At 65.8% G+C, this 23,645-nt stretch carries 22 protein-coding genes; 8 read left to right on the top strand and 14 right to left on the bottom strand.

All coding sequences use genetic code 11. The features are described 5' to 3' along the window. Positions 1-53: 53 nt before the first annotated feature. The 3 genes from ACQPYR_RS34910 to ACQPYR_RS34920 form a co-directional block, all read right to left on the bottom strand. The gene (locus ACQPYR_RS34910) at positions 54-1,469 is read right to left on the bottom strand and encodes a vWA domain-containing protein (protein WP_433623188.1); all 1,416 of its coding nucleotides are present in this window, start codon (positions 1,467-1,469) and stop codon (positions 54-56) included. Between the two features lie 3 nt (positions 1,470-1,472). Beyond that, entirely contained in the window at positions 1,473-2,354 is an 882-nt protein-coding gene (locus tag ACQPYR_RS34915) for an AAA family ATPase (protein ID WP_433623190.1), read from the bottom strand. A gap of 84 nt (positions 2,355-2,438) precedes the next feature. Then, positions 2,439-3,704, bottom strand: coding sequence for a glutamate-5-semialdehyde dehydrogenase (locus ACQPYR_RS34920; RefSeq protein ID WP_433623192.1), 1,266 nt, complete (start codon positions 3,702-3,704; stop codon positions 2,439-2,441). 464 nt (positions 3,705-4,168) lie between these two features. Between ACQPYR_RS34920 and ACQPYR_RS34925 the strand changes: the two genes are divergently transcribed. Further along, the gene (locus ACQPYR_RS34925) at positions 4,169-5,566 is read left to right on the top strand and encodes a PQQ-binding-like beta-propeller repeat protein (protein ID WP_433623194.1); all 1,398 of its coding nucleotides are present in this window, start codon (positions 4,169-4,171) and stop codon (positions 5,564-5,566) included. Between the two features lie 281 nt (positions 5,567-5,847). On the opposite strand, the gene ACQPYR_RS34930 is transcribed toward ACQPYR_RS34925, so the two are convergent. From ACQPYR_RS34930 to ACQPYR_RS34940, 3 genes are read right to left on the bottom strand one after another with little or no spacing between them, the layout of a single operon-like run. After that, positions 5,848-6,102: a hypothetical protein gene (locus tag ACQPYR_RS34930; protein WP_433623196.1), complete on the bottom strand. Its 255-nt coding sequence runs from the start codon at positions 6,100-6,102 to the stop codon at positions 5,848-5,850. A 10-nt stretch (positions 6,103-6,112) separates the two neighbouring features. Next, entirely contained in the window at positions 6,113-6,442 is a 330-nt protein-coding gene (locus tag ACQPYR_RS34935) for a hypothetical protein (RefSeq protein ID WP_433623198.1), read from the bottom strand. Next, positions 6,442-6,810, bottom strand: a complete 369-nt coding sequence (locus tag ACQPYR_RS34940) for a hypothetical protein (RefSeq protein ID WP_433623200.1) — start codon at positions 6,808-6,810, stop codon at positions 6,442-6,444. The genes ACQPYR_RS34935 and ACQPYR_RS34940 overlap by 1 nt, the downstream gene beginning before the upstream one ends. 225 nt (positions 6,811-7,035) lie before the next feature. Between ACQPYR_RS34940 and ACQPYR_RS34945 the strand changes: the two genes are divergently transcribed. Then, positions 7,036-7,944: a helix-turn-helix domain-containing protein gene (locus tag ACQPYR_RS34945; protein ID WP_433623202.1), complete on the top strand. Its 909-nt coding sequence runs from the start codon at positions 7,036-7,038 to the stop codon at positions 7,942-7,944. Then, entirely contained in the window at positions 7,934-8,146 is a 213-nt protein-coding gene (locus ACQPYR_RS34950; RefSeq protein ID WP_433623204.1) for a DUF397 domain-containing protein, read from the top strand. Before ACQPYR_RS34945 ends, ACQPYR_RS34950 begins: the two co-directional genes overlap by 11 nt. Before the next feature lie 214 nt (positions 8,147-8,360). Here the strand turns inward: ACQPYR_RS34950 and ACQPYR_RS34955 are convergent, their stop codons facing one another. Continuing rightward, positions 8,361-9,395, bottom strand: a complete 1,035-nt coding sequence (locus ACQPYR_RS34955) for an alpha/beta hydrolase (RefSeq protein ID WP_433623206.1) — start codon at positions 9,393-9,395, stop codon at positions 8,361-8,363. 293 nt (positions 9,396-9,688) lie between these two features. Continuing rightward, on the bottom strand, positions 9,689-13,117 hold the full coding sequence (locus ACQPYR_RS34960; protein ID WP_433623208.1) for a protein kinase domain-containing protein: 3,429 nt from the start codon (positions 13,115-13,117) through the stop codon (positions 9,689-9,691). Positions 13,118-13,356: 239 nt separating this feature from the next. Between ACQPYR_RS34960 and ACQPYR_RS34965 the strand changes: the two genes are divergently transcribed. Together ACQPYR_RS34965 and ACQPYR_RS34970 are read left to right on the top strand one after the other, a co-directional pair. Continuing rightward, positions 13,357-14,730, top strand: coding sequence for a glutamine synthetase (locus tag ACQPYR_RS34965; protein ID WP_433623210.1), 1,374 nt, complete (start codon positions 13,357-13,359; stop codon positions 14,728-14,730). Between the two features lies 1 nt (position 14,731). Beyond that, positions 14,732-15,787 carry an amidohydrolase family protein gene (locus ACQPYR_RS34970; RefSeq protein WP_433623212.1) on the top strand — a complete coding sequence of 352 codons (1,056 nt, stop codon included), beginning with the start codon at positions 14,732-14,734 and terminating at the stop codon, positions 15,785-15,787. Here ACQPYR_RS34970 and ACQPYR_RS34975 read toward each other — a convergent pair. After that, positions 15,784-16,524 carry a DsbA family protein gene (locus tag ACQPYR_RS34975; RefSeq protein WP_433623214.1) on the bottom strand — a complete coding sequence of 247 codons (741 nt, stop codon included), beginning with the start codon at positions 16,522-16,524 and terminating at the stop codon, positions 15,784-15,786. The two genes, ACQPYR_RS34970 and ACQPYR_RS34975, sit on opposite strands and share 4 nt — an antisense overlap. Before the next feature lie 204 nt (positions 16,525-16,728). Between ACQPYR_RS34975 and ACQPYR_RS34980 the strand changes: the two genes are divergently transcribed. Further along, entirely contained in the window at positions 16,729-17,952 is a 1,224-nt protein-coding gene (locus ACQPYR_RS34980; RefSeq protein WP_433623216.1) for an RtcB family protein, read from the top strand. A 186-nt stretch (positions 17,953-18,138) separates the two neighbouring features. On the opposite strand, the gene ACQPYR_RS34985 is transcribed toward ACQPYR_RS34980, so the two are convergent. Next, on the bottom strand, positions 18,139-18,621 hold the full coding sequence (locus ACQPYR_RS34985; RefSeq protein WP_433623218.1) for a hypothetical protein: 483 nt from the start codon (positions 18,619-18,621) through the stop codon (positions 18,139-18,141). A 322-nt stretch (positions 18,622-18,943) separates the two neighbouring features. On the opposite strand from ACQPYR_RS34985, the gene ACQPYR_RS34990 reads away from it, so the two are divergent. Together ACQPYR_RS34990 and ACQPYR_RS34995 are read left to right on the top strand one after the other, a co-directional pair. Next, positions 18,944-21,076, top strand: a complete 2,133-nt coding sequence (locus tag ACQPYR_RS34990; protein WP_433623220.1) for a RecQ family ATP-dependent DNA helicase — start codon at positions 18,944-18,946, stop codon at positions 21,074-21,076. Positions 21,077-21,281: 205 nt separating this feature from the next. Next, complete coding sequence (locus ACQPYR_RS34995) at positions 21,282-21,440, top strand: hypothetical protein (protein WP_433623222.1); 159 nt, start codon at positions 21,282-21,284, stop codon at positions 21,438-21,440. Between the two features lie 28 nt (positions 21,441-21,468). Here ACQPYR_RS34995 and ACQPYR_RS35000 read toward each other — a convergent pair whose 3' ends face one another. The 4 genes from ACQPYR_RS35000 to ACQPYR_RS35015 form a co-directional block, all read right to left on the bottom strand. Next, a complete protein-coding gene (locus ACQPYR_RS35000) occupies positions 21,469-21,678 on the bottom strand; it encodes a hypothetical protein (RefSeq protein WP_433623224.1) in 210 nt (69 codons plus the stop codon). Between the two features lie 63 nt (positions 21,679-21,741). After that, entirely contained in the window at positions 21,742-22,323 is a 582-nt protein-coding gene (locus ACQPYR_RS35005) for a hydrolase (protein WP_433623226.1), read from the bottom strand. Positions 22,324-22,326: 3 nt separating this feature from the next. Beyond that, positions 22,327-23,019 (bottom strand): MFS transporter, encoded by a 693-nt coding sequence (locus ACQPYR_RS35010; RefSeq protein ID WP_433623228.1) that lies wholly within the window; start codon positions 23,017-23,019, stop codon positions 22,327-22,329. A 108-nt stretch (positions 23,020-23,127) separates the two neighbouring features. Beyond that, positions 23,128-23,568: a MarR family winged helix-turn-helix transcriptional regulator gene (locus ACQPYR_RS35015; RefSeq protein ID WP_387291032.1), complete on the bottom strand. Its 441-nt coding sequence runs from the start codon at positions 23,566-23,568 to the stop codon at positions 23,128-23,130. Positions 23,569-23,645 lie beyond the last annotated feature (77 nt).

The raw sequence follows: 23,645 nt of genomic DNA on the forward strand, positions 1-23,645 counted from the left end.
ACGAATGCTGATGGTGTTAACGGAGACCGATAATGAGTTCGGTCACAATCGCGTCACACCGGTAGCAGCCGGGACACCACCGCGGTCAGTTGTTTGGCCGAGCGGCACTCGTGCATCTCGATCACTTCGCGATACCTGTCGGCGGCGGAATCGCCGGTGCCCCAGTTGCTTTCCTTCTCCGGATTGAGCCAATGCGCGTGCTTGGCGGTGCGCACCAGCCCGCGCAGCGCATTCAGATCCGGATCACGGTAATTGGTGCGGGCATCGCCGAGAATCAGCAGCGAGCTGCGCGAGGTCACCGCATCGGGCCATTGCTCGACGAAGGTCGACAGGGCATGGCCGTAGTCGGAGTGCCCGTCCAGGCCGACCACCTTGCCCTCGGTGAAGATGCGGGCCATGGACTGGTCCAGCTGGGTGTGCGGATCGAAGAACCGGGTCACCTCATCGGTCCGGTCCACGAAGGCGAATATCCGCACCCGGGAGAACTGTTCGCGTAGCGAATTGACCAGCAAGAGAGTGAAGTTGCTGAATCCGGCCACTGACCCGGATACGTCGCAGAGCAGCACCAACTCGGGTCGCCCCGGTCGCGGTTTGCGATTCACCAGGTCGATGGGCACGCCGCCGGTCGACATGGATTTACGCAGCGTCTTGCGCAGATCGATCTCACCGCGACGAGAATGCCTGCGCCGCACGGCAAGTCGGGACGCCAGGATTCGGGCCAGTCGCTGGGTGCTGCGCCGCATCTCCGCCAGCTCGGTTTCGGAGGCACGCAGGAAATCGACATCCTCGACTTGGCGAGCGACGGCATAGCTCGCGACGCGCTCCTTGCCGATATTCTCGGCCACCCGCCGGTGCGTTTCGGCCTCCACGATGGCGCGGAATCCGGCGATGCGCTGCCGGCCGATGCGGCGGGCGATCTCGGTGTCGAATTCGCTGGTATCCGGTCCGGCGGCCAAACCCTGCAGAATCCTGGCCAGCAGTGTTTCCGGCTGTACCTCGCGCAGCGTCCGGTACGCGGAGAAGGAGGGCCCGCGTGAGGATTCGTACTGACCGAGCTGTTCGACCAGCTGTGCGGCGATCATTTCCTGCTGCTGCGTCGAGTCCTCCCTGGTCAGCAGGTCCGCGAGTAGTCCGCGCAGCGCGGGAATGTCGATCTCACCGGACGGCGTGCGCGGAACCTCGAGATCATCCGCGGTGCTGCTACGCGCGCCGAGGGCCGCCGGGAACCACAGGTCGAACAGGCCGTCGAAAGTACTGCGATGGGTGGTGCGGCGCAGTAGCGAGCAGGCCAGACCCTCGCGCACGACCTCGCGGTCCATCAGATCCAGCACCGACACCACACGGCCCGCGTCCACCGTCTCCGAGGGACCGACCGGGATGCCGCGCGCCCGCAATGCCTCGACGAAACCGACGAGATGTCCCGAAATCCCGTGCGGCGCTTCGAGTGTGGGCTGCGATCCGGCCGCCATGGCTCAGGCCGGCTTCAGCTCGGCCAGCGCGCGCTGGTGGTCGGCCTGGTGCTTGAGCACGACACCGAGGGTGGCGCGCACCGTGGTTTCATCGAGATCCTGCAGACCCAGCGCGAGCAGGGTGCGTCCCCAGTCGATCGATTCCGCGACGCTCGGCAGCTTCTTCAGCTGCATCCCGCGCAGCACGTGCACGATCCGAACCAACTGGGCGGCGACCGAGGCGGACAGCTCCGGAACACGGCTGGCCAGGATGCGGCGCTCGAGTTCCTCGTCCGGGAAGTCCAGGTGCAGGTAGAGGCAGCGGCGCTTGAGCGCTTCGGACAGTTCGCGCGTCGCGTTGGAGGTCAGCACCACGAACGGTTTGCGGCTGGCGGTAATCGTGCCGAGTTCGGGGACGGTGACCGCGAAATCACTGAGCACCTCGAGCAGCAGACCCTCGATCTCGACATCGGCCTTATCGGTTTCATCGATGAGCAGCACGGTCGGATCCGCGCGGCGGATCGCGGTCAGCAGCGGGCGCGAGAGCAGGAATTCCTCGGTAAAGACGTCGGCCTTGGTCTCTTCCCAGTCGTTCTCGCTGGACGCCTGGATCCGCAGAATCTGCTTGGCGTGATTCCACTCGTACAGCGCTCGGGCCTCGTCGACGCCCTCGTAGCACTGCAGACGCACCAGCTCCGCATCCGCGGTCTGCGCGACCGCCCTGGCCAGTTCGGTCTTGCCGACACCGGCCGGCCCCTCGATCAGCAGCGGCTTACCGAGCCGATCGGCCAGGAATACCGAGGTCGCCGTCGCCTTATCGGCCAGGTAACCGGTCGTGGCCAGCCGCTCGATCACATCGTCGACCGAGGTGAAGATCGGCTCCTGCACTGCGCTTTCGGTACCCACGTAGCGTCCTTCCATTCATTCCCACCCCTAACGCTACGGGAGCACCCGAAGCAAGCGCTCGGCGGTTCTTACACCGAACGAAATCTAGACCGGCCGGATCTGGCCGTCGCCCCACACGATCCACTTGGTCGAGGTCAGTTCCGGCAGCGCCATCGGGCCGCGGGCGTGCAGTTTCTGCGTGGAGATGCCGATCTCCGCGCCGAAGCCGAACTGCTCACCGTCGGTGAAGGCGGTGGAGGCGTTCACCATCACGGCGGCGGCATCGACGCGGTTGGTGAATTCGCGCGCCGCGGCCAGCTCAGCGGTGACGATGGCCTCGGTGTGGCCGGTGCCCCAGGTGTTGATGTGCTCGACCGCCTCGTCGAGATCCTTGACGACCTTGAGCGCGATATCGAGGGTGAGGTACTCCTCGCCCCAGTCCTGATCGTTGGCGGGCACCAGTCCGGGCAGGTCGCCGTGCACGGTGACGCCATGACGTTCCAGCGCCTCGATCAGCCGGGGCACGGCGGTGGTGGCGATCGCGTCATCGATGAGAACCGTCTCGGCGGCATTGCACACGCTGGGACGGCGGGTCTTGGCATTGATCAGGATCTGCTCGGCCATCTCCAGATCGGCGGCTTCGTGCACGTAGACGTGGCAGTTGCCGGTACCGGTCTCGATGGTTGGCACCTGGGCGTCACGGACCACCGCATTGATCAGGCCCGCACCGCCGCGTGGGATGACCACGTCGACCAGGCCGCGAGCCTGGATCAGATGGGTCACGCTGGAGCGATCGTGGCTGGGCAGCAGCTGTACCGCGTCGGCCGGAATGCCCAGTGCGACAAGGGCTTCCCGCAGCACGGTGACGAGTGCGGCGTTGGAGTGCGCGGCCGAGGAGGAACCGCGCAGCAGCGCCGCATTACCGGATTTGAGCGCGAGTCCGAATGCGTCGACGGTGACATTCGGGCGGGCCTCATAGACCATTCCCACCACGCCGAGCGGCACCCGGACCTGACGGATCTCCAGACCGTTCGGCAGCGTCGACCCGCGCACGACCACACCGACCGGATCCGGCAGCCCGGCCACCTGACGCAGCCCGGACGCGATGCCGTCGATGCGCGCCTTCGTCAGCCGCAGCCGGTCCAGCAGGGACTCCTCGGTCCCCGCCGCCTGCGCGGTCGCGATGTCCTCGGCATTGGCGGCGAGCACGGTATCGGCCGCCGCGAGCAACGCATCCGCGGCCGCATGCAGCGCCTCGTTCTTCTGCGCCGCGGTCAGCTGTGCGAGCGTGCGCGAAGCCACCCGAGCCTTGCGCGCCGCATCGTGCACTGCTTCGCGGATATCCTGGCCGGTCGTCGTCCCTACCGTCATAGGTGACAGCCTACTGACCGGGTGCAGTGGCCTCAGCACCCATTCCCGCGAGTGTGTGGAGTCGACCAGCGCCTTCGATATCCAACCGCCCGACAGCACTGGTTCGCTCAGCAACGGTTCCTGCATCCGCCGCAAGTGCCCCGTCCGGATGGGTAGCCGCGTATCAGGTCCAGCTCGCACGCCGAGCGCAGTCGAAAACGCGGCACGCCCCGCAGCGCCGGTCACACGACTGCGCTCGACGGCTCGCTTACCTCGGAAGGCACTGGTCCCCAGTTCTGTGCCATTCGGCTGGCAGGTCGCACCGGCGGCCTGAACATGGTTCCGGCCGAAACACGCTGCGCGGCAGGGTGAAACCGGCACCTCAGGCTCGGTCCGGCCCGAGTTCTCAGCTTTGACAAGCCGATACCTTGCGTATTGGATCGACCGGCGCCGGGGCCCGATAGCTGCGTGAAGGAGAACTCCGAGTGAACAAGGCGGCAAGGCGGCTCACCGATCAGTGGAGGATCTGGCTCACGGTGCTGGTCGTGGCTGTGGTGGCGGGTACCACTGCGGTTGTGTGGGTGAACCGATCGCCAGTGCAGCCGCAGGAGGTATCCGCGGTTGGCGGCCGGTTCCAGATTTCGCACCGGCTCGACTCCACTCCGGTGCCGCAGTGGACATTGCGCGCTGCCGACTTGTCCGACGAGCCCGGTGCGGTGTTGCTGGACGCGCCGCATACCCTGAGTCGCTACTACGGCTACGGCTCGCCGATGGACGCCGAGACGATGATCGTCGCGGCAACCGCGGTGCCCGGCGCGCCTGCGCCGGGCGAAAGTGCTGGACTGGCCGTTGGTCGGGTGCGGATGCACGGCATCGATCCGGACGCCGGCCAGGTGCGATGGACGACCGATGTCGGCGAACTCCTCGGCTGCCGCGAGGAGGTATTCGATGGAAAGATCGCCTGCCACGGCACGCATCGGGTGTTGATCATCGAGGCCGCCACGGGCGCGGTGCTCGGGGACCATACGACGGACTTCGAGGTCATGGACGTGATGGCGCGCGACGGCGCAGTTTCGGTGACCGGCCGAACCGCGGACTGGATGACCGCCGTCGTGACGCGCGGGACGATTTCCGCGATCGACGCCACCTGGCGGCGGACGTATCCGACGCCCGTTCCCGGCGACCCGGTCAGGCCCAGGATCGTGGAGGACTACTTCATGGACGGGCACGACAATGGCGTTCGCGTCTACGATCTGCGCACCGGCGAGTTGCTGTGCACCGGACCTGTTCACTACACGTTCGACGGCGGCCTCCTCGCATCGCAGGTGATCGACCGCGGCTGGAGCGCGGGGCGGGTCACGCTGCTCGATCGCAATGGTCACCCGATCACCGAGGTCAGCAATGCGAGTTTCCTCCTCGAGTGGTACCCGACCGCGACCGCGACGCCGCCGCCGATCCTCACCGGCGAAAGTGCCTACGAGCGAACGACCGGCCGCGTCCTCTGGACCAATGCGCAGATCGGTATCGACGAGCACACCGGACGTATGAGCGCCGTCGAAGGAGTAGTGGCCCACACTGTGATCGTTCGATCGCTCGATGGATCAGAGCTGGCCGGCCTCGATCTCACCGACGGACACCAAATCTGGCAGCAGCCGACGCCGTTCGCGAACACGGCGCGCTACGACGGCATAGCCGACGCACGTCATCTCATCCTGACCGACGGCACCGCTGTGCACGCGATCGACGCCGGAGACGGTTCGACTGCTTGGTCGATGCCCTTACCGCCCAGTGGTAGACCCAACTTTCGCTCGGCGGTCGAGGCAATGGGTGGCCGCATGGTCACGGTGACCGCGCAAGAATTCACCGGATACGCTGCGGCATAAGATCTTCGAAATTCAGCCGCAGCCGCATCGGTGAATTCGGTTGCGATCGCAAGGGGCCCCGAACAGCCGGGCCAGCAGCTGGTTCCGATCCAGACAGCTTCTGCCCGTATCGCTGTTCGGGCCGTGGGTTCCGTCGAAGGTAGTCGAATGGTGGTCGCCAACGCCGAATTCGACCGCAATATCACTAGCTCGGCGAGCTGCCGGAGGCGAATAGCGCAGCAAGCAAGCTGGACGCGGCAATGGTTCCGACCTATACCCGTGCGCGCAATCCACGTGATCGATCAGTCAGACCGTGCGCCGTTGCTCCCGGGGCCGAGGGATTTCACCCAATATTCGTGCCGTACCGCGTCCCACAAGCGCGCCAGTTCCGGGAACCGCTCGCGGACCTGCACCAGATCCGGCGCGGCGACGACGCTGGACACCGACATCACTGGCTCCGCTTCGGATAGCTTGCGCACCAATATCATTCGAATGCAGCAGTTGTCGATCCGCCAGATTGCCTGCCAGCCGTCCACCTCGGTGCGATGCTCGCTCATCCCGGATCGTCTACCTGTGGCCACCACCGTCCGTGCCGGGCAGCGCTAGTTCGTTGAGTTTGTCCAGCACCTCACGCAAGGTTTGCAAGGTCGGCCCATCGCCCGCGTGCACCTGAGTGTCGACCGGTGGGAACTCGAGACCCCTCGCGGCAGCACGCTCCCGCGGCGTCGACGACTGCGGCGCAAGGCGACCCGCGTCGACCAGCGTGTAATACGCCGCCGCTTTCCACACGCATCGGCCGATCCGACAGGCGCGGTGCTCGCGCATCTGCTCGTGCGCCAAGTCGATATCGGCATACCCGCAAACACTCGGCGGTGCCAGGATCGTGTCCTCCCCCATCACGCCGCTCCCGTCTCCATGGCTGGGTGTGCGACCCTGGCCCATGTGGTTGCGGGACAGACGGTTTCGAGATCGAAGTCCTCACAGATCCGCGCCGGTTGATCATCGACCTGCGCCAGGTCGTAGACCACGATCGCTGCCACACCGAGCCCGGCCGCGATGCCGAGGGCGTACCCGATCGGATCGGGGGTGTCCTGCGGCGGCCGTACCGTGTACACGTATTGATAGCCGAGTAGCCGGGCGTGTTGCATGACTGCGCTCGCGTGCCGGGGTGCGGCGAGTCCGGATACGTCACCGCGCACGAATCCGACAGCTTTCGGCGAGTCGAATCGCCCGGTATCTGGTTCTGCCACTTGATTTTTCGTCATCGCTCCGCCCCTTCGGTCGATGGATTACGGTGGGTGGCGGCCGAGCGGGTCTCGTGCCTCGACAGTTCTCGAACGCCGTCCACAGCACAGCATCAGCAACTGCTCGCGGTCAGCAGAAATGAGAACTCGATTGCGATTGCTCCAAAGCGCCAGAACGGGACTCGGTTCCGCGATGAAAACAGGCTCAGTTTCCGATCCGACATGACTCGATTCCAGGAGACCTCCGTGACCAGCACCGAAGAGGATGGCCCATCGTCAACCCTGCCGCGCCGCCAGCTCGGCCGGTTCCTTCGCGAGCGTCGCGAAGCAACCGGATTCACCATCGCCGAAGCCGCCAAATTGGTCGACCTATCGCGAGCCGTGCTGCAGCGCATCGAGACCGGACAGATTCAGAAGGTCCAGCGGCAGGATGTGCAGGCGCTATGCGAGGTGTACGACGTAGGGCGCGAAGACACCCGCGCGGCAGTCGATCTCGCGACCCAGGCCCGGTTCAAGAATTGGTACCACGTATACGGTGGCCTGTTCAGCAACGCCTTCAACATGTATGCCGGGCTGGAAGCCGCCGCCCGCCGACTCACCACCTACCACGAGCAACACGTCCCCGGCCTGCTCCAGACGGCCGACTACGCGCGCGCAATCATCAGCGCGGTCCCCCAGTTCACCAGCCCCGACGACGTCGACCGGCGCGTCGAGCACCGGATGAAACGGCAAGCGCTCGTCACACGCAAGACGAACCCGATCCAGTTGGACGTGATACTGCACGAGTCGGTGCTTCACCGAGTGATCGGCACCCCCAGCATCATGGCCGCGCAGCTGAAGCACCTCGCCGAAATGTCCAAGCGCCCCAACATCACATTGCGGATACATCCATTCAGGGCTGGTTTGACTTGGGGGACGCCCTACAGCTCGTTCATCATCCTGGGGTTCGAGCGTTCCGCCAAAGGAGAACCCGTCGAGCCTCCCGTGGTATTCATCGACGGCGGAGCTGCACAAGATCTATATCTCGAGAAGCCCGAGGACGTGCGGTTCTATAGTGAGCTTGCTACGGCCATCCAGGATGCATGTCTGGGTGAGGTGGAAAGTAGAAACCTGTTGCGGCAGGTGGCGAAGGAGCACGAGCGTCGTGAACGTTGACCTATCCAGGATGAACTGGTTCAAGAGCAGCTACAGCGAAGGCAGCGGGCAGTGCGTCGAGGTTGCCTGGCTCGAGGGAGGCAGCGTCGGCGTCCGCGACTCGAAAAACCCAACCGGACCAGCACTGATATTCACCCCCGGCGAGTGGGACGCCTTCGCAGCAGGCGTACAAGACGGCGAGTTCACTCGCCCCACCGCGTAACAACTTCCAGTCAACGGCCTCAGTCCCACACGTAATGGACTGAGGCCGTTAGATTTTCATCCCAGCGAATCCAGATCGACCACTGAGCGGCGGCGAGAGACCCTTCGAAGATGCGCGTCGACCTGCCGCTGCTACTCCGGCAGGTCATCCCAGTCCGCGCCTTAGGAAGGCTTCGGCGCTACGAGCCCGACGACCTGAGGCGTGTACCGGCTCCCTACTTGTGGTCCGTGGTCACGAACGACGTGTCGATGTCGAGCGCGTGGGCGATGAGCGGCCAGGACCGGACCAATTCGTCGGCCCAATACGGCCAGGAATGCGTGCCGGTGGGCCGCAGGTTCACCGTCGCGGGAATCCGCAGTTGGTCCAGCCGATCGGAGAGCTTGGCAAGGCATGCGTACGCGCCTGCTTCCAGGGAGCCACCGACGGTGATGGCGTCGGTGAGGTCGTCCACCTTGCCGAGGATATCGTGTTCACCCGGAATCCCGCTGCCGCTGGACAGGTAGATTGCGGTGCCGCGCAGAGCTTCCGCGTGGGTCATGACATCGTGGGCGATCCAGTCGGGATCGTCGGTGGTCCCGAACATGTTGTCGGGGTCGCCACCGTAGGTTTTCACGATCGCACGAGCCTGGGCTTGACCGGCCCCTGGGGCGACGCTGTAACAGCCGCTGTGGGCCGCCACCGCCCGGTAGGCGCCCGGGTTGCGCATCGTCAGCATCATCGCGGCCTCGCCGCCCATCGACACGCCTTCGATTGCCTTGTGCCCGTTGCCCTCGAACTGGGCGTCGATCAGCGGGGGCAGTTCGCGGGTGAGAAAGGTTTCCCATTTGTTGGTGCCCAGGACGGGGTCTCGGCGTTGCCAGTCGGCGTAGAGGTTGGCGGGTCCTCCGGTGGTCAGCACGACGTTGACGTTCTTGTCGGCGAAGAACTCCACCGCGTGCCCGTACTCGGTCCAGCTGCTGGCGTTCTCGGGAGCGCCGCGCCCGTCGAGCATGTACAGGGTGGGCCGCGGCCGGCTGCGGTCGGCCGGGAGCAGCACCTGCACCTGTACGACCCGGTTCATCGACGGCGATTGCACGGACACCCGCAACCAACGGTCGGTGATCGGCTCGATCCTGGTGATGACCGGCTGGGCAGGAAGGCCGGTGCCGCTCTCGGCGGGAGCGTGATATCCGCCCGGCGGGCCGAGGTCCGGGCCCGACGTAGGCGCCTCGGCAGCCGCCGTGCCCACGGCCAGCAGCACTACCGACACTACCGAGGCAACTTCGCAGGCAACCCGCAACGTCGCGGCCCACCACGCTGGACGCTCGAGCCCGATAGTGGCGCTTTCGGGTAATTTATCCCCTTTGCTCCCGACGCCGACCGACCGTGCTGCGGGTTCTCCGAGATAGCAAGACACACCGCTAAGTAAAGATCACGAAGCTACATTTCTCACTACTGGTTTGCACGCGCGAGAAGGACTGGGCGGCCAATGCCGAAGCCAAATGTCTCGACACGAGCGTGGTGAACGTTGCCCCAGGACTGAGGTCGTTACCGTTTCAGCTCTCAGGCGTCGATCTCGTGCAGGATCTGGCGCAGGAAAGGACGGGGTGGGCGGTCGGGTTTCTCCGGGGCGGCGAGCAGGGCTGCCACGACCGGTCCGAGCGCGGGAGCGCTGTCCACGGCCACTCGGAGGAGACCGAGTTCGGCGCAGCGGGAAAGTGCCGGAGTCAGGCAGGCGATCGCCTGATCGGTTCGTCCGGCGGCGGAAAGGCAACCGCCGTAGAGCAATTGAGCCTGTAGCAGAGCGCGGGGGCGAGGTTGGGTACGGATTTCGGCGAGGATCTGTTCGGCGGCGGCGACGCAGCGTTCGGCGGCATCCGGTGACTGTTGGGCGAGTAGGAGACGAATGGCCGACTCGTGGGTGAGCTCGGCGGTGATCGCGAGTGGGTGGTTCGGTTGCCGCTGGTATGCGGGCAGGTGCTCGAGCGTCTGCCGGTCTGCGTCGGTGAGCGGCAGACCCAGTCGTACCCGCTCGTTCACAATGCGCGCGGTCAGTCGTGGCAGGGCGATATGCTCCGCGACCATTTGCCCCTCGTCCAACCGCCTTCGTGCGGCATCGAGATCGCCGCGCATTGCCACCAGCCTGGCGCCGGTCCCGTAGGTGGCGAGCAGGAATTCCATGGCACCGGCCGCGACGCCGGAGTCAGATGTCAGCAGCTCGGCGGCTTCGGCGTATTGCCCTTTCTGGTAGAGCAATTCACCGAGCAGCCCGCTGGCCATCCGGGTCGCGTGGGATTGGCTGCCGGTATTCCGGGCGCGGGTGAGCGCGGAGCGGAAGAGTGCCTCGGCGCCAGCGATGTCGAGTTCTTCGGCGGCGGCTTGGCCCGCGATGCAGGTGCCATAGACCACGCCGGCCGGGCCGTTGATGCGCGTCCGGTAAGGCTCGGCCCATGCGTGCCAGCGGCGGGCGCCAGCGAAGTCGAAACGATAGTAAGCGGCCGCTTCCGCGGTGGTGGCCGCGACGCTGGCGAAGAACGGTCGTACCGGCTGCTGCAGCCATGCCTCGGCGGCAGCCGGGAAATCCTTGAACCGATCCGTCACAAGGTATTCCGCGGCTCGCGTCACATCGGCCTGGATGCGCAGATCCGCGGTCCCGGGATCGTCCGGTGCGGCGGTTGCCAGTGCCGCGTCCACGCGATCCAGCGCGGTCCGGGTGGCGGCGGGGCGCTGCAGCGAGATATTGGCCCAGGCCACCGACAGTTGCAGTTGTGGATCGGCAACCGTGATCGCGGCGGGCAGCTTCTTCACCAGGCCGAGGAAGGTGGCCATGCGGGAATCTTCGATGAGCGTGTCGGCTTGTTCTTGCACCAGTCGTTTCGCCTGCTCGGCGGCGCCGGCCGAGAGTGCGTGATCCACGGCTTCGGTGAGCATTTCGTGCTCGGCGAACCAGGTCGACGCGATCAGATGGAGCTGCTCGAGCAGGCCGGGGTGCTGCTGGATCAGTCTGCGGCGCAAGAAGTCCGCGAAGAGCGCGTGATAGCGGAACCATCGCAGCTCGTCATCGACGCTGCGCAGGAACAGGTCTCGGCGCCGGACCTCCTCGAGCTGTTCCTGCCCGGACCGCACTCCGGTCAGCGCCTCGGCGAGATCTCCACAGATGGTGTCGGTGACGGCGGTCCGCATGACGAACTCGAGCATCGTCGGTTCGAGCTCGGCGACGACGTTTTCCATCAGGTATTCGCCGATGGCGTAGTGCTGCCCGGTGATCTGGTCCAGGTAGCCACCGGGATCCTCCTTGCCGCGCAGTGACAGTGAGGCGAGTTGCAGAGCTGCCACCCAGCCCTCCGTCGACTCGCGCAGCCGGTCCACGTCGGCGTCGGAAAGGTGCAATCTCTTCGCACCGACCAGGAAATCCGTCGCTTCACCGGAATCGAAGCGCAGTGCGGTCTCATCGATTTCCACCAGTTCGTCCTGAACGCTCATGCGCCCCAACGGAAGACCGGTGCGAGTGCGGCTGGTGACGATCAATCGCAGGTAGTCGCCCCCGTTGTCGAGCAGGAACTCCATCGCGGCGAGGGTCGCCGGACTGGTCACCTGGTGCCAATCGTCGATCACGACGGCAATGGGCTCCGCACTGTCGTGGATCTCGTTGATCAAGGCCGTCATCACCTGCTGCGCGGCGGCGGCGGAATGCTCCTCGAGAATCTGCGTCAGTTCGATCGCCAGCTTGGGACGAACCTGGCGAATCGCCTCCACCAAATGGCTCAGGAACCACACGACATTGTTGTCGTCCTCCGCGATCGCCAACCAGGCCGCCCGGACGCCGTCCACGTCGAGCGCGTGCGCCCACTGTGCGGCCAGGCTGCTCTTACCGAAACCGGCCGGGCCATGAATGAGGACCAGCCGTCTGGATTGTCCCTCCCGTAAGGTCTCCAGCAACCGCGGGCGATTCACCAGCCGGCGCAGCGTCGTCGGTGGACGGAACCGGGTCTTCGGGGCCGATTGCGGTGGCAACGCGATCGCGGCGGCCGACATTGTCGACGAGATCGGCCGAGCGCCCGCAACCGACACGGTTTCGACGGATCCGTCGTGTTCCGGGGCGGCCATCGTGTCCACCGGCAGCCCGCAGGAGAACTGCGCGGTGCGCAACCGTTCGCCGAAGTCCCGGGCGGACGGCGGGCGGACGGCGGGGTCGGCGGCCATCGCGGCTTCCAGGATGGCGCACACCACTGCCGGTACGCCGGCGGATCGCAGGTCGGGAACGGGCTCGGAGGTGATGCGCACGAACTGCGCCACCATCGACTCGCCCGCCTGGCGCTCGAATGCGGCGTGGCCGGTGAGAGCCGTGAACAGCGTCGCGCCCAGCCCATACATATCGGAGAGAACCGTCGGAGGTTCGCCGCGTATCACCTCCGGAGCCGTGTAGGCCGGGGTCCCCGCGACGAGCCCGGCCGCTGTCTCGAACGCGCCGCCGACGCGCGCGATACCGAAGTCCGCCAGCTGCGGTTCACCGTAGTCGCTGATCAGCACGTTAGCGGGGTTGACGTCGCGATGGATGACCCCGCAGGCGTGCGCGGTCGCCAGCGCGCCCGCCAGCTTCACGCCCACGGCCAATACCTCCTGCCACGGCAACGGTCCGTCCGCGCGAATCCGCGCATCGAGCGAGCCTCGGGGGTGGTAGGGCATCACGATGAACGGCCGGCCGGTCGGGGTGACGTCGGTCGTCAGCACCTGGACGATGTTCGGGTGGGTCGAGAACTTTCCCAGCGCACGTTGCTCGCGCAGGAAGCGGGTCCGGTCCTCGTCGTCGACCGTGGATCCGAGAACCTTGACCGCCACGTCCCGATCGAGTGCGGACTCGGTGCATCGGTACACGATGCCGAATGCGCCGCGGCCGATCTCTTGGGCATCGGTGAACCCGGCCGCAGCCAGTTCCGCTGCGATGCCGAAAGCCAGGTCGCGCTGCGTCCCCTCGGCCTTGCCGTCGGACACCGACCGCTCACCCGATCACAGGCGCAGACTTCCCGGAAATTCGCGCGTTTGCGGCTGCCTGGCACTCCGACCGCACCGCGAGCGACTCATGTACTTACCTCTCGAGGCGAAAACCAGCTGGTCCCGACAGGTCGATCATAAGCCGCGACGACGGGAGCGGCGTGCCTGCCGTCGAACTGGCCAGATGAGGTGGGCCGAGTCCGTCCCGAAGCGGGCGAGGGCGGATTATCTTGGGACTCATGCCCACCATGCCGGATCGGATACCGGCCGAGGGTGCCCACGATGCGTTGATCGGGCACCTCGAGGCCCATATGGTTGCCCTGACTTTTGTGGACAATGCCGGGATAACCAGGGTGAAGACAGTGCCGAAGGGGCGGTTGGCACAGGCCGCCAAATTCGGCATCGGGGTGTCGCCCTGTTTCGAGACGTTCACCTTCGATGATCTGATGTCCGTCGGGCGGTATCTCGGCGGCCCCGATGGTGATCTGCGGCTGATTCCCGATCTGTCGCGATTGACCGAACTCGCCTGTCAGCCGGGGTGGGCCTGGGCGCCCGCCGATAAGTACACCCAGGACGGCACCCGCTTCGTCGCCTGTCAGCGCGCCTTCGCGACCAGGCAGGCGCAGGCTGCGCAGAAAGCCGGGCTGCGGATTTCGATGGCATTCGAGACGGAGTGGTCGGTCGGGCGCGGGGATGTCGAAAACGATTTCGTCCCAGCGGTATTCGGACCCGCCTACAGCTTGATCCGGTTGAGTCAGGTGGGCGAGTACGCCAGTGATCTCATCGCGGCGCTGGAGCGTCAGGAGGTCGCTGTCGACCAGTTCCATCCGGAGTACGCGCTGTCGCAACTGGAACTGTCGGTCGCACCGAATGATCCGGTCGCTGCCGCGGATGACGCGATCCTGGTGCGGCACACCATCCGGCAGGTGAGCGCGCAATACGGTTGGCGGGCGCTGCTCGCGCCGTGTATCGAGCCCAGCGGTGCGGGTTCGGGTGCGCACCTGCATTTTTCGCTGCACGACGACGAAGGACCACTCTTGGCGCAGGGCGAGGGACCGCACGGCATGCGCCGCGCAGGCCAGGCGTTCCTGGCCGGTGTGCTGCGGGAACTGCCCGCATTGGTCGCGATCGGCGCGGGCAACCCGGCGAGTTTCCTGCGGCTGCAACCCTCGCGGTGGGCCGGGGTCTGGCAGTGCTGGGGCCGGGAGACGCGGGAGGCGGCGCTGCGCTTCATCACCGGCGTGCAGGGCACCGAGGAATGGGCAGCCAACGCCGAGGTCAAATGCTTCGATGCGACCGGCAATCCGTATCTGACCGTCGGTACGGTCATTGCCGCCGGACTCGCCGGTATCGCCGAGGAATTGCGCCTGCCCGCCGAAATCAGCGGCGATCCAATAGGATTCGATGCCGAACAACTGATGCTGTCGGGTGTGCGACGATTGCCGACCAGTTCGATGGAGGCCGCCGACGCACTCGCGGACTCCAAGGTGCTCGCCGAGGCGCTCGGCGTCGAGCTGCACGACGCGCTGCTCACGGTGCGCCGGGCAGAAGCCGAACGCTATCGGGATATCAGCCCGGCCAAGGTGATCGAGATGACCCGCTGGCGGTTCTAGCGTGCTCACCGATGGTGTCGCACTCACCGATCACCATTGCCACGGCGTCGTCGCCGCGGATCTGGATCGCCCCGGCTTCGAGCGACTGCTCGGCGAAGGGCAGCGAGGCACCTTCGATTCTGCTATCGGCCTTGCCGTAAGGCGTTGGTGCGCACCCATTCTCGACCTGGAGCCGCATGCCGATCCGGAAAGGTATCTGGCGCGCAGGGCCGAACTCGGCTGGCGTGAAACGACCACCCGACTACTGCGCGCCGCCGGCACCACGCGATGGTTTCTCGATACCGGATTCGGCGGTGGCCGAGCGGAATTCGCCGCTGTCGCCCCTGGCGAGGTGCGCGAGATCGTCCGGCTCGAACAGATAGCCGAACAGGTGATCGCCGAAGTCAGCATCGCGACGATGCCTTTCGAGGATATCGAAACCACATTGCGCGGTCGGGCCCGAAATGCGGTCGGCCTCAAGACCATCGTGGCCTACCGCTATGGTCTGAACTTTCCCGTCACCGATGCCCTGCCATCGACGATCATCCACGAACTGCGCCTCACCGATCCGGCGACGCTCGGCTGGCTGGTCGGACTCGGTGCCCGCATCGGAGCGGAATTCGGCCTGCCGCTGCAGTTCCACACCGGATTCGGCGACACCGATCTGCGGCTCCAGCACACCGATCCGCTGCTGCTCACCGACTTCCTGCACGCCACCGCGGGCTCCGGATTATCGGTCATGCTGCTGCACTGCTGGCCCTTCCACCGCAATGCCGCCTACCTCGCGCACGCCTTCGATCATGTGCACCTAGACCTCGGCCTGACAATCCCCTACGTGGGACAACGAGCCACGGCGGTACTCGGCGAAGCCCTCGAACTCGCGCCGTTCCGCTCGATGCTCTACTCCTCCGACGGCTACGGACTCCCCGAGCTGCACTACCTCGGCGCACTGCTGTGGCGGCGCGGTCTCGGCCGACTACTGGACGAATGGATCGCCGACGACGCCATCACCCTCGCTGATGCCGAAGGGCTCGTCATCGCGATCGCCCGTGGCAACGCCGTGCGCACCTACCCCTAGCGTGCGGCGGCGATGGCGGCGTCGAGTCCGTTGGACAGCTGGCTGGAGTCGAGTTTCTTACCGTTGACGAAGACGGTCGGAGTGGCGTTGACGTCGCCGTTGAGGACCTGCTCGGTCTTGTCACGGAGATAGGTGTCGTATTTGCGATCGGTAATGCACTGGGCAACCGATGGGTCGGTGTAGCCCGCATTCTTGGCGATCTCGACGAGTTTGCTATCGGGCAGGCCACTGCCACCCTCTGCGGGCTGCTGTTCGAACATCGCGGCGAACCAGCCCTGATACTTCGAATGGTCTTGTCCGGCAACACAATACGACGCGTTCGCGGCGCGCGAGGAGTACTGGGTGCTGGAGGCGCGGTCCAAGAACGAAATGACGTCGTATTCGATGATCGCCGCGCCGTTCTTGGCGGCGTCTTCGAGCGTCTGGGCGTTGCGTTTCTCGAATTGTTTGCATGCGGGGCACTGCAGGTCCGCGACCACGCGGACGACGACCTTCGCATTCGAATCGCCGACGCGGACCGCACCGGTGGCGGTCACGCCCGCCGGGGTCGTCCCGGAACCGGCGCCCGCTGCCGTCGCGGCACCCGAAACGACGTTGCTCTTCTGCACCACCACGACGCCGACCACGCCCACGACGACGAACAGCACTGCGGCGACCACCACCAGAATGACGACAGCGCGGTTGCTGGACCGGGACGGTGACGGTGGAACGGCCCATCCCCCCTGAGGGTTGCTCACGGTACCTTCACCACGCTTTCGCTCGCCGAAAAGTTCCGTCCCGCACGATAGCGGTCGCCGAACGCGGCATGCACGTCCGGTCGCGCGCTGAGGACGCCTGACCGCCGATTCCTCCCCGTCTGGTTCTCGAATATTGAAGTGCGCACAGCCCTGCGTGAATCTAGCGTTGATAGGGAACAGACCGAACGAGAAAGGACGCTTCCCATGTTTCCCGTCGAGCTGCGTGGCACCAGGGCGCAGACGCTCATGTGGGCCAACAAGCACGAAATCGAGCAGTCCGCGCTGCGGCAGCTGCGGAATATCGCGCAACTGCCTTGGGTCCACGGCGTCCGCGTAATGCCCGACGTGCACCTCGGCAAGGGGGCGACCGTCGGCTCGGTGATCGCCATGCGCGATGCCGTCGCACCCGCGGCTGTCGGCGTGGATATCGGCTGCGGCATGGAGAGCGTGCAGACCGACCTCACCGCGGCAGACCTGCCGGACAATCTGCATTCGCTGCGCTCGCGCATCGAGGCGGCGGTCCCGGTGGGATTCCAGGCGCACAAGAACGCGGTCGACGTTGCGAAGCTGGGCGCGCAGTTCGCCGCCTCTCATGGCGAGTTGGCCAAGCACGTCGGCGGCTGGAAGCGTTTCTGGTCCGAGTTCGGCGCATTGAATCCAGGCGTGCAGGCGCTGGAATCGAAGGCGCACAAGCAGATCGGCTCGCTCGGCTCCGGCAACCACTTCATCGAGGTCTGCCTGGACGAGCACGATTCGGTGTGGATTCTGCTGCACTCCGGTAGCCGCAATATCGGCAAGGAACTCGCCGAGCGGCATATGACGGTCGCACGCGCATTGCCACACAACCAGGACCTACCCGATCGCGATCTGGCCGTATTCCTCTCCGGCACACCGGAAATGGAAGCCTACCGGCGCGATCTGACCTGGGCACAGGAATACGCAGCACGCAACCGCGCGGTCATGCTGTCGCTTGTGTGCGGTGCCGTGCGCGCGGAATTCCCCGGACGCGAGGTGCGTTTCGACGACCCGATCAGCTGTCATCACAATTATGTGGCGGAGGAGGAGATCGACGGCGTGCCGATGCTGGTGACCCGTAAGGGCGCGGTGCGAGCGGGCGCAGGAGATCTGGCGTTGATTCCGGGTTCGATGGGTACGCGCTCATATGTGGTGCGCGGCAAGGGAAATCCGGCTTCGTTCCAGTCGGCGTCGCACGGTGCGGGTCGGCGGATGAGCCGGAATGCGGCCAAGCGGCAGTTCACCGTCGCGGATCTGATCGCGCAGACCGAAGGCGTGGAATCGCGTAAGGATGCGGGTGTAGTCGACGAGATCCCAGCCGCGTACAAGGATATCGACGAGGTCATCGCCGCACAGAGCGATCTGGTCGATATCGTCGCGACCCTGCGTCAGGTGCTGTGCGTGAAGGGGTGAGACGTGGCCGAATTGCGGTAATTACAACCGCAATTCGGCCCGAGCGAGCTCAGCGATATCCGAGGTGCTGCGTTGCCACATTGCGGAGCCACCACTTGCGGACCGACACGCTGGAAACTGTGCGTCCCAGAAATTCGGGCGGAGCCGAATTACGTTTAACAACAACGCAATTCGTCCTGAACATATTCAGCGCCGCCGCATCGTACCCGCGACGCCCGCACCGAGCAGCAAGACGCCGAGAATGAATGCGTATCCACTCGTCACCCAGGTGATCAGCGCTAACCGCATCTCATCGGACAACAGCGGCAGATCGTCATGAATGATCCGCCAGGTGTCATCCGGGAACAGGAAGTACACGAATCCCGGCACCACACCCCACACCAGACCGGCCAGCACCGTCCCGGCTGGTGCATATGCGGCGAGCGCCGCCACGAGGAGCAATAGCAGCGCCCCGCCGACGATCTGAAACGTCGACCCCGCCCGATTGGCCGCGGACCCGAGAATCACCCATTGCCGGGTATCCAGTGCCGCGTGCGCGGCCAGTCCGATCCCGACCGGGGTCACCACCAGACCGGTCAGTATGCCGAAAACGGTCCGCCCGAATCCACCAGTACTGCGGAATTGAGCACCGGGTGGCGCCCATTCCGGCGGCGGCTCGTAGTTGGTCATGGCTGCCTCCTGCGCGGTCCCACGGTGCGGAGCAATGATCTCACTCTATTGTCCGTTGCCCAGGGATATTTCGCCGTTTCGGCTGCGGTGCCGGTCGCCGGAGAGTCGTAACTCGCCGCCCCGAACTCGCCTGTCACTATCGCGGGCATTCCCGTCGGCGTCGAAACGTTTCGTGCGAATACCCAGGGTGCGCTGCCCTGGCGAGGCCAGAGATATCGGTGTCCACCGGTAGCGCGGAGGGACCTTCGATCCGCAGAGCCTTTCGCCGAACGGATACCGCGCGGCACGGTCGTCGGCATCGGTGTCGGTGGCATCGGGCACGATGGAGTCCATGACCACCGCGGCCGGTACTTCAGCGATCGACCTCACCGCGCCCGATCTGCGGGAACGGGCCGAAGAGTTGCTGCGCGACCTCGCGGGACCGCAGGCGAGACTGCGCGAGGATCAGTGGACGGCGATCGAGGCGCTGATAGTGCAGCGGCGGCGGGCCCTCGTGGTCCAGCGCACCGGTTGGGGTAAGTCGGCGGTGTATTTCATCGCGGCCAAGCTGCTGCGGCGGGCGGGGCGTGGGCCGACGGTGATCGTGTCGCCGCTACTGGCGCTGATGCGCAACCAGGTCGCGGCCGCCGAGCGGGCGGGCGTGGTCGCGGCGACCATCAACTCGGGCAATGTCACCGAATGGGATGAGATCCACGATCGGGTGGCGGCGGGCGAGGTCGATGTGCTGCTGGTCAGCCCGGAGCGGCTGAACAATCCGGACTTCCGCGACCAGGTATTGCCCAAGCTGGCCGCCGACGCCGGACTGGTCGTGATCGACGAGGCGCACTGCGTCTCGGACTGGGGTCACGACTTCCGGCCCGACTACCGCCGCATCCGCACCCTGATCGCCGATCTCGGCTCCGATGTGCCGGTGCTCGCCACCACCGCCACCGCCAACGATCGGGTGGTCACCGATGTCGCCACCCAGATCGGTACCGACACGCTGGTGCTGCGGGGAACCTTGGACCGCGAATCGCTGCACATGTCGGTGGTGCGTTTCGACGACGCCGTCGAGCGCACCGCATGGCTCAGCGGACACCTCGGCGAGTTGGCAGGCTCCGGCATCGTCTACACGCTCACCGTCGCCGCCGCGCACGACCTCGCCGACGTGCTGAATTCGCACGGACACAATGTCGCCGCCTACACCGGGCAGACCGATACCGCCGAACGCGAGGCGCTGGAGGCGGCGCTGCTGAACAACGAGGTGAAGGCGCTCATCGCCACCTCGGCGCTCGGCATGGGCTTCGACAAACCCGATCTGGGTTTCGTGGTGCACGTCGGTGCGCCGTCCTCCCCCATCGCCTACTACCAGCAGGTGGGTCGCGCCGGTCGTGGCACCGATCGCGCCGAGGTGGTGCTGCTGCCCGGTCCGGAGGATGCCAGGATCTGGAGTTACTTTGCCTCCGTTGCCTTTCCGCGCGAACACATCGTCCGCTCGGTACTCGACGCACTGGATTTCGACCGGGCCATGTCGACGGTCGCGCTCGAGCCCATGGTCGAGCTGAACCGCTCGCGCCTGGAAATGGTGCTCAAGGTGCTCGATGTGGACGGCGCGGTGCGGCGGGTGCGCGGCGGCTGGATCGCCACCGGACAGCCGTGGGTCTATGACACCGAACGCTACGAACGTCTCGCCGCGGCCCGCGAGGTCGAACAGCAGGCGATGATCGACTATCAGCGCACCACCGGCTGCCGGATGCAATTCCTGCGCCGCCAACTCGACGATCCCGGCCTGCCCGCACTCGAAGCCGACGCGCCCGGCTGCGGCCGCTGCGACAACTGCACCGGCATCCGCCTCGATACCACCATCGACTCCTCGGCCATCGCCGCGACCCGCGCCCGGCTGGACCGTCCCGGCCTCGATCTCGCTCCGCGCAAGCAGTGGCCGACCGGGATGGCGAAACTCGGTATTCCGTTGTCCGGCAAGATCACCAACGGCGCGGAGACCGGACGTGCGCTGGGTCGGCTCACCGATCTCGGCTGGGGTCAGCGCCTGCGCGCGCTGCTGGACGCGCCCGACGATCCGGTTCCGGATGCGGTCTTCGACGCCTGTATCGCGGTGCTGCGCGAATGGAATTGGACCACGCGACCGACCGCGGTCATGGCCCTCGAATCGCACCGCTATCCGGTACTCACCGCCACCCTCGCCGCCCGCCTCGCCGAGGTCGGTCGTCTGCGTGACCTCGGCACCTTGCAATTGCGTCCGGACCGGCCGCCGGTGTCCGCCGCGAACTCGGCCCACCGGGTGGCCGGACTGTTCGATTCCTGGCTGATCCCGGACCTGAGTTCGGTGGACGGTCCGATCCTGCTCGTCGACGCACTCTCCGATACCGGATGGACGCTGACCGTGGCCGCTCATGCGCTGCGCAACGCGGGGGCACCGGCAGTGCTGCCGTTCACACTCGCCACGCAGACCTAGACTCACGTCCGCGAGCCCGATGTCTGCCGCGCTGGGATGTCGACAGGGCCGATTACCGGCGTAGGTGATCATCGCGGATCTGCCACATGCCCTCGGTCGCTGCGGATCTTGACGAAGCCGCAGCGGCCCGCCACCACAACTAACAATGTGGCAAATATTTGGCTAACTAATGTTTCGGACCGGAAATATCGGTCACGATATGCCCATGTACTCGAACCTGCCCGCAAAACGGCTGTTAGAAGAGGTCAAAGCGCGGTACGGCTCCGCCGAGGCATTCTTCGAATCCTTGGACAAACAGCGCATCGACCCGATGGCCGACACCACCGAGCTACCACCCATGCCGGAACTGCGCAGGCCCGATTGATCCCGCATCGGTGACTACCGGACACGCCCTACTGGCGCGCGTCCGGTAATCGAAGCGTCGGCGGGTCCGGCTCGATCCGCACGGTGTCGCTCAGGCTGGTATCCGGTGGTATCGGCCTGCGCGGCTCGCGGACACCCGCGGCACCGCCACCGGCCTCACCTGGCCCCCGACCACCACCGGCGGACACCGCGCCCCGGCCGAACAGTCGACGAATCGCTCGCATCAGCTTGGTCATCATCTCGCCAGTGTGCGCCCCTTCGACTCGGATGGCATCGGTGTTCACAACTGGCGAAGCCGCGGGTCAGCGGGTCGCGGCGAGCAGTTCGACGATTTCGGCGGTGCTGCCGGTTTCGCCGAGGCGCGGGAAGATCTTGCTGATGCTGTGCTGGTGAGCCTCGGCGTCCGAGTCGGTCATGGCGTCGACGGCCAGAGTGATGTGGTAGCCGTGTTCGTGCGCGGCGCGGGCGGTGGATTCGACGCCGATGCTGGTAGCGATTCCGACGAGCACGATCTGGGTGATGCCGCGGCGGCGCAGTTGCAGATCGAGGTCGGTGCCGTAGAAGGCGCCCCAGTTGCGCTTGGTGACGTGGATATCCTCCGGATGGCCGGTGAGCTCGTCCACGATCCGGTCCCAACCCTCGGGCGGATTTCCGCCCGGATACGGAAATTCATTGCGCCCCTTTACCTGATCGGCACCATCGAGCGCGAAGGAGACGCGGACAAGTACGACCGGCAGGCCGTGCTCCCGGAACGCGTGGGCGAGTGCGGCGGAATTCTCGATGACCGCGGCAGCCGAATGCGGTTGGCGCGGTGCGGCGACAATGCCTTGCTGGAGGTCGATGACGACCAGGGCGGTGCGTTCGTCGAGTGTGGTGACCGGCATGAATTACCCTTTCTGAGCTGAATTACCTTGGGCCATAACAAGATCAGGTGCAGTCGCGTCCACCCGCGCGAGCGAGCGGTCGGTGAGCGTGACGATGGCCAGCAGCACCGACACGATGAGCAGCAACAGTGCCAGCTCGTGCACTCCAGCACTGTCCGCGGCGTGCGGGAATACCGCGGCATTCGCCGCCGCCGCGATCAGCGCACCGAGATACGTTCCGGTGCGCAATAATCCGGCCGACGATGCCATTCGTGCCGGATCTGCCTGGTGGTACAGGGCATTCTGATTGGCGAGCCCATTGAGTCCCTGCGGCAGGCCACTCAGCACACCGACCACCACGAGCAGCCAGATCCCGGTGTGCGGACCGAGCAACAGCAGGCACGCACTCGCCGCGACTTGCAGCAGACCACCGGCGACGAGCTTGCCGCGCACCTGGCGACGCCGCCCCGTGATCGCGGTAATCGCGATGGCGCTCAACGACATCGGCAAAAGCACCAGTCCCGCTACGGACGCACTCAGCGACCGTCCCTCCTCCAGCCATTGGGTAAAGCCGTACAGGAAGGCATAGGCCGTGACGAAGGCGAGCACCTGACGGCCATAGGTGGCCAGCAACGGCGCATTGCCGCCGAGCACTCGCAGATCGATGAACGGCTGGGCGGCGCGCAACTCCCAAAGCACGAATCCGATGCCCGACACACCGGCGAGCGCGAGCAGATAGAATCGAGCCGAGAATCATCGGCGCGATCAGCTTGCGATCGAATCCCCTTACATCAGTGGATGATTCGGCGCGCTCTTCGACGGCCATCATGATTGCGCCACATCGTCGAGCAGTGCCAGGGCCTCGAGGATGGTGCGCCGCTGCGCCTCCGTGTACCGCTCGTGCAGCGTGCGCGCCAACCACTCCTGACGCACCTGCCGGTCGCCCTTCAGCCGCTCACGGCCCGCGTCGGACAACGACAGCAATTGCCTGCGCCCGTCCGTGGGATCCGGACGACGCTCCACGAATCCGTAGCGATCCAACGCCGCGACGGTCATCGCCATCGACTGTGGCCGCACCCGTTCGGCCGCCGCCAGATCGCTGGTGGATGCCGCGCCGTCCCGATCCAAGCGACTCAGTACCGCCGCCTGCGAGGGGGTGAGGTCGTCATCGGCGGCGAGTTCGCGCAGGCGCCGCCGCAGCCTGCCGACGACAACCCGCACCTCACTGGCGGCTCGGACGGCCGATTCGGAGATCTTCTCGTCCATGCCATCGACTCTAATTTATCCAGTCTCAACTGTACAGTTTTACCTACACAGTTTGACCTGTATATCACGTGGGATGC

It is taken from the genome of Nocardia sp. CA-120079, assembly GCF_050955745.1.
In the GTDB taxonomy this organism is placed as follows: Bacteria; Actinomycetota; Actinomycetes; order Mycobacteriales; family Mycobacteriaceae; genus Nocardia.

Coding starts and splice junctions, on each gene's coding strand:
- ACQPYR_RS34910 (WP_433623188.1), bottom strand. CDS start 1,469: ATGGCGGCCGGATCGCAGCCCACACTCGAAGCGCCGCACGGGATTTCG.
- ACQPYR_RS34920 (WP_433623192.1), bottom strand. CDS start 3,704: ATGACGGTAGGGACGACGACCGGCCAGGATATCCGCGAAGCAGTGCAC.
- ACQPYR_RS34930 (WP_433623196.1), bottom strand. CDS start 6,102: ATGAGCGAGCATCGCACCGAGGTGGACGGCTGGCAGGCAATCTGGCGG.
- ACQPYR_RS34935 (WP_433623198.1), bottom strand. CDS start 6,442: ATGGGGGAGGACACGATCCTGGCACCGCCGAGTGTTTGCGGGTATGCC.
- ACQPYR_RS34940 (WP_433623200.1), bottom strand. CDS start 6,810: ATGACGAAAAATCAAGTGGCAGAACCAGATACCGGGCGATTCGACTCG.
- ACQPYR_RS34965 (WP_433623210.1), top strand. CDS start 13,357: ATGCCCACCATGCCGGATCGGATACCGGCCGAGGGTGCCCACGATGCG.
- ACQPYR_RS34980 (WP_433623216.1), top strand. CDS start 16,729: ATGTTTCCCGTCGAGCTGCGTGGCACCAGGGCGCAGACGCTCATGTGG.
- ACQPYR_RS34985 (WP_433623218.1), bottom strand. CDS start 18,621: ATGACCAACTACGAGCCGCCGCCGGAATGGGCGCCACCCGGTGCTCAA.
- ACQPYR_RS34990 (WP_433623220.1), top strand. CDS start 18,944: ATGGAGTCCATGACCACCGCGGCCGGTACTTCAGCGATCGACCTCACC.
- ACQPYR_RS34995 (WP_433623222.1), top strand. CDS start 21,282: ATGTACTCGAACCTGCCCGCAAAACGGCTGTTAGAAGAGGTCAAAGCG.
- ACQPYR_RS35000 (WP_433623224.1), bottom strand. CDS start 21,678: ATGATGACCAAGCTGATGCGAGCGATTCGTCGACTGTTCGGCCGGGGC.
- ACQPYR_RS35005 (WP_433623226.1), bottom strand. CDS start 22,323: ATGCCGGTCACCACACTCGACGAACGCACCGCCCTGGTCGTCATCGAC.
- ACQPYR_RS35015 (WP_387291032.1), bottom strand. CDS start 23,568: ATGGACGAGAAGATCTCCGAATCGGCCGTCCGAGCCGCCAGTGAGGTG.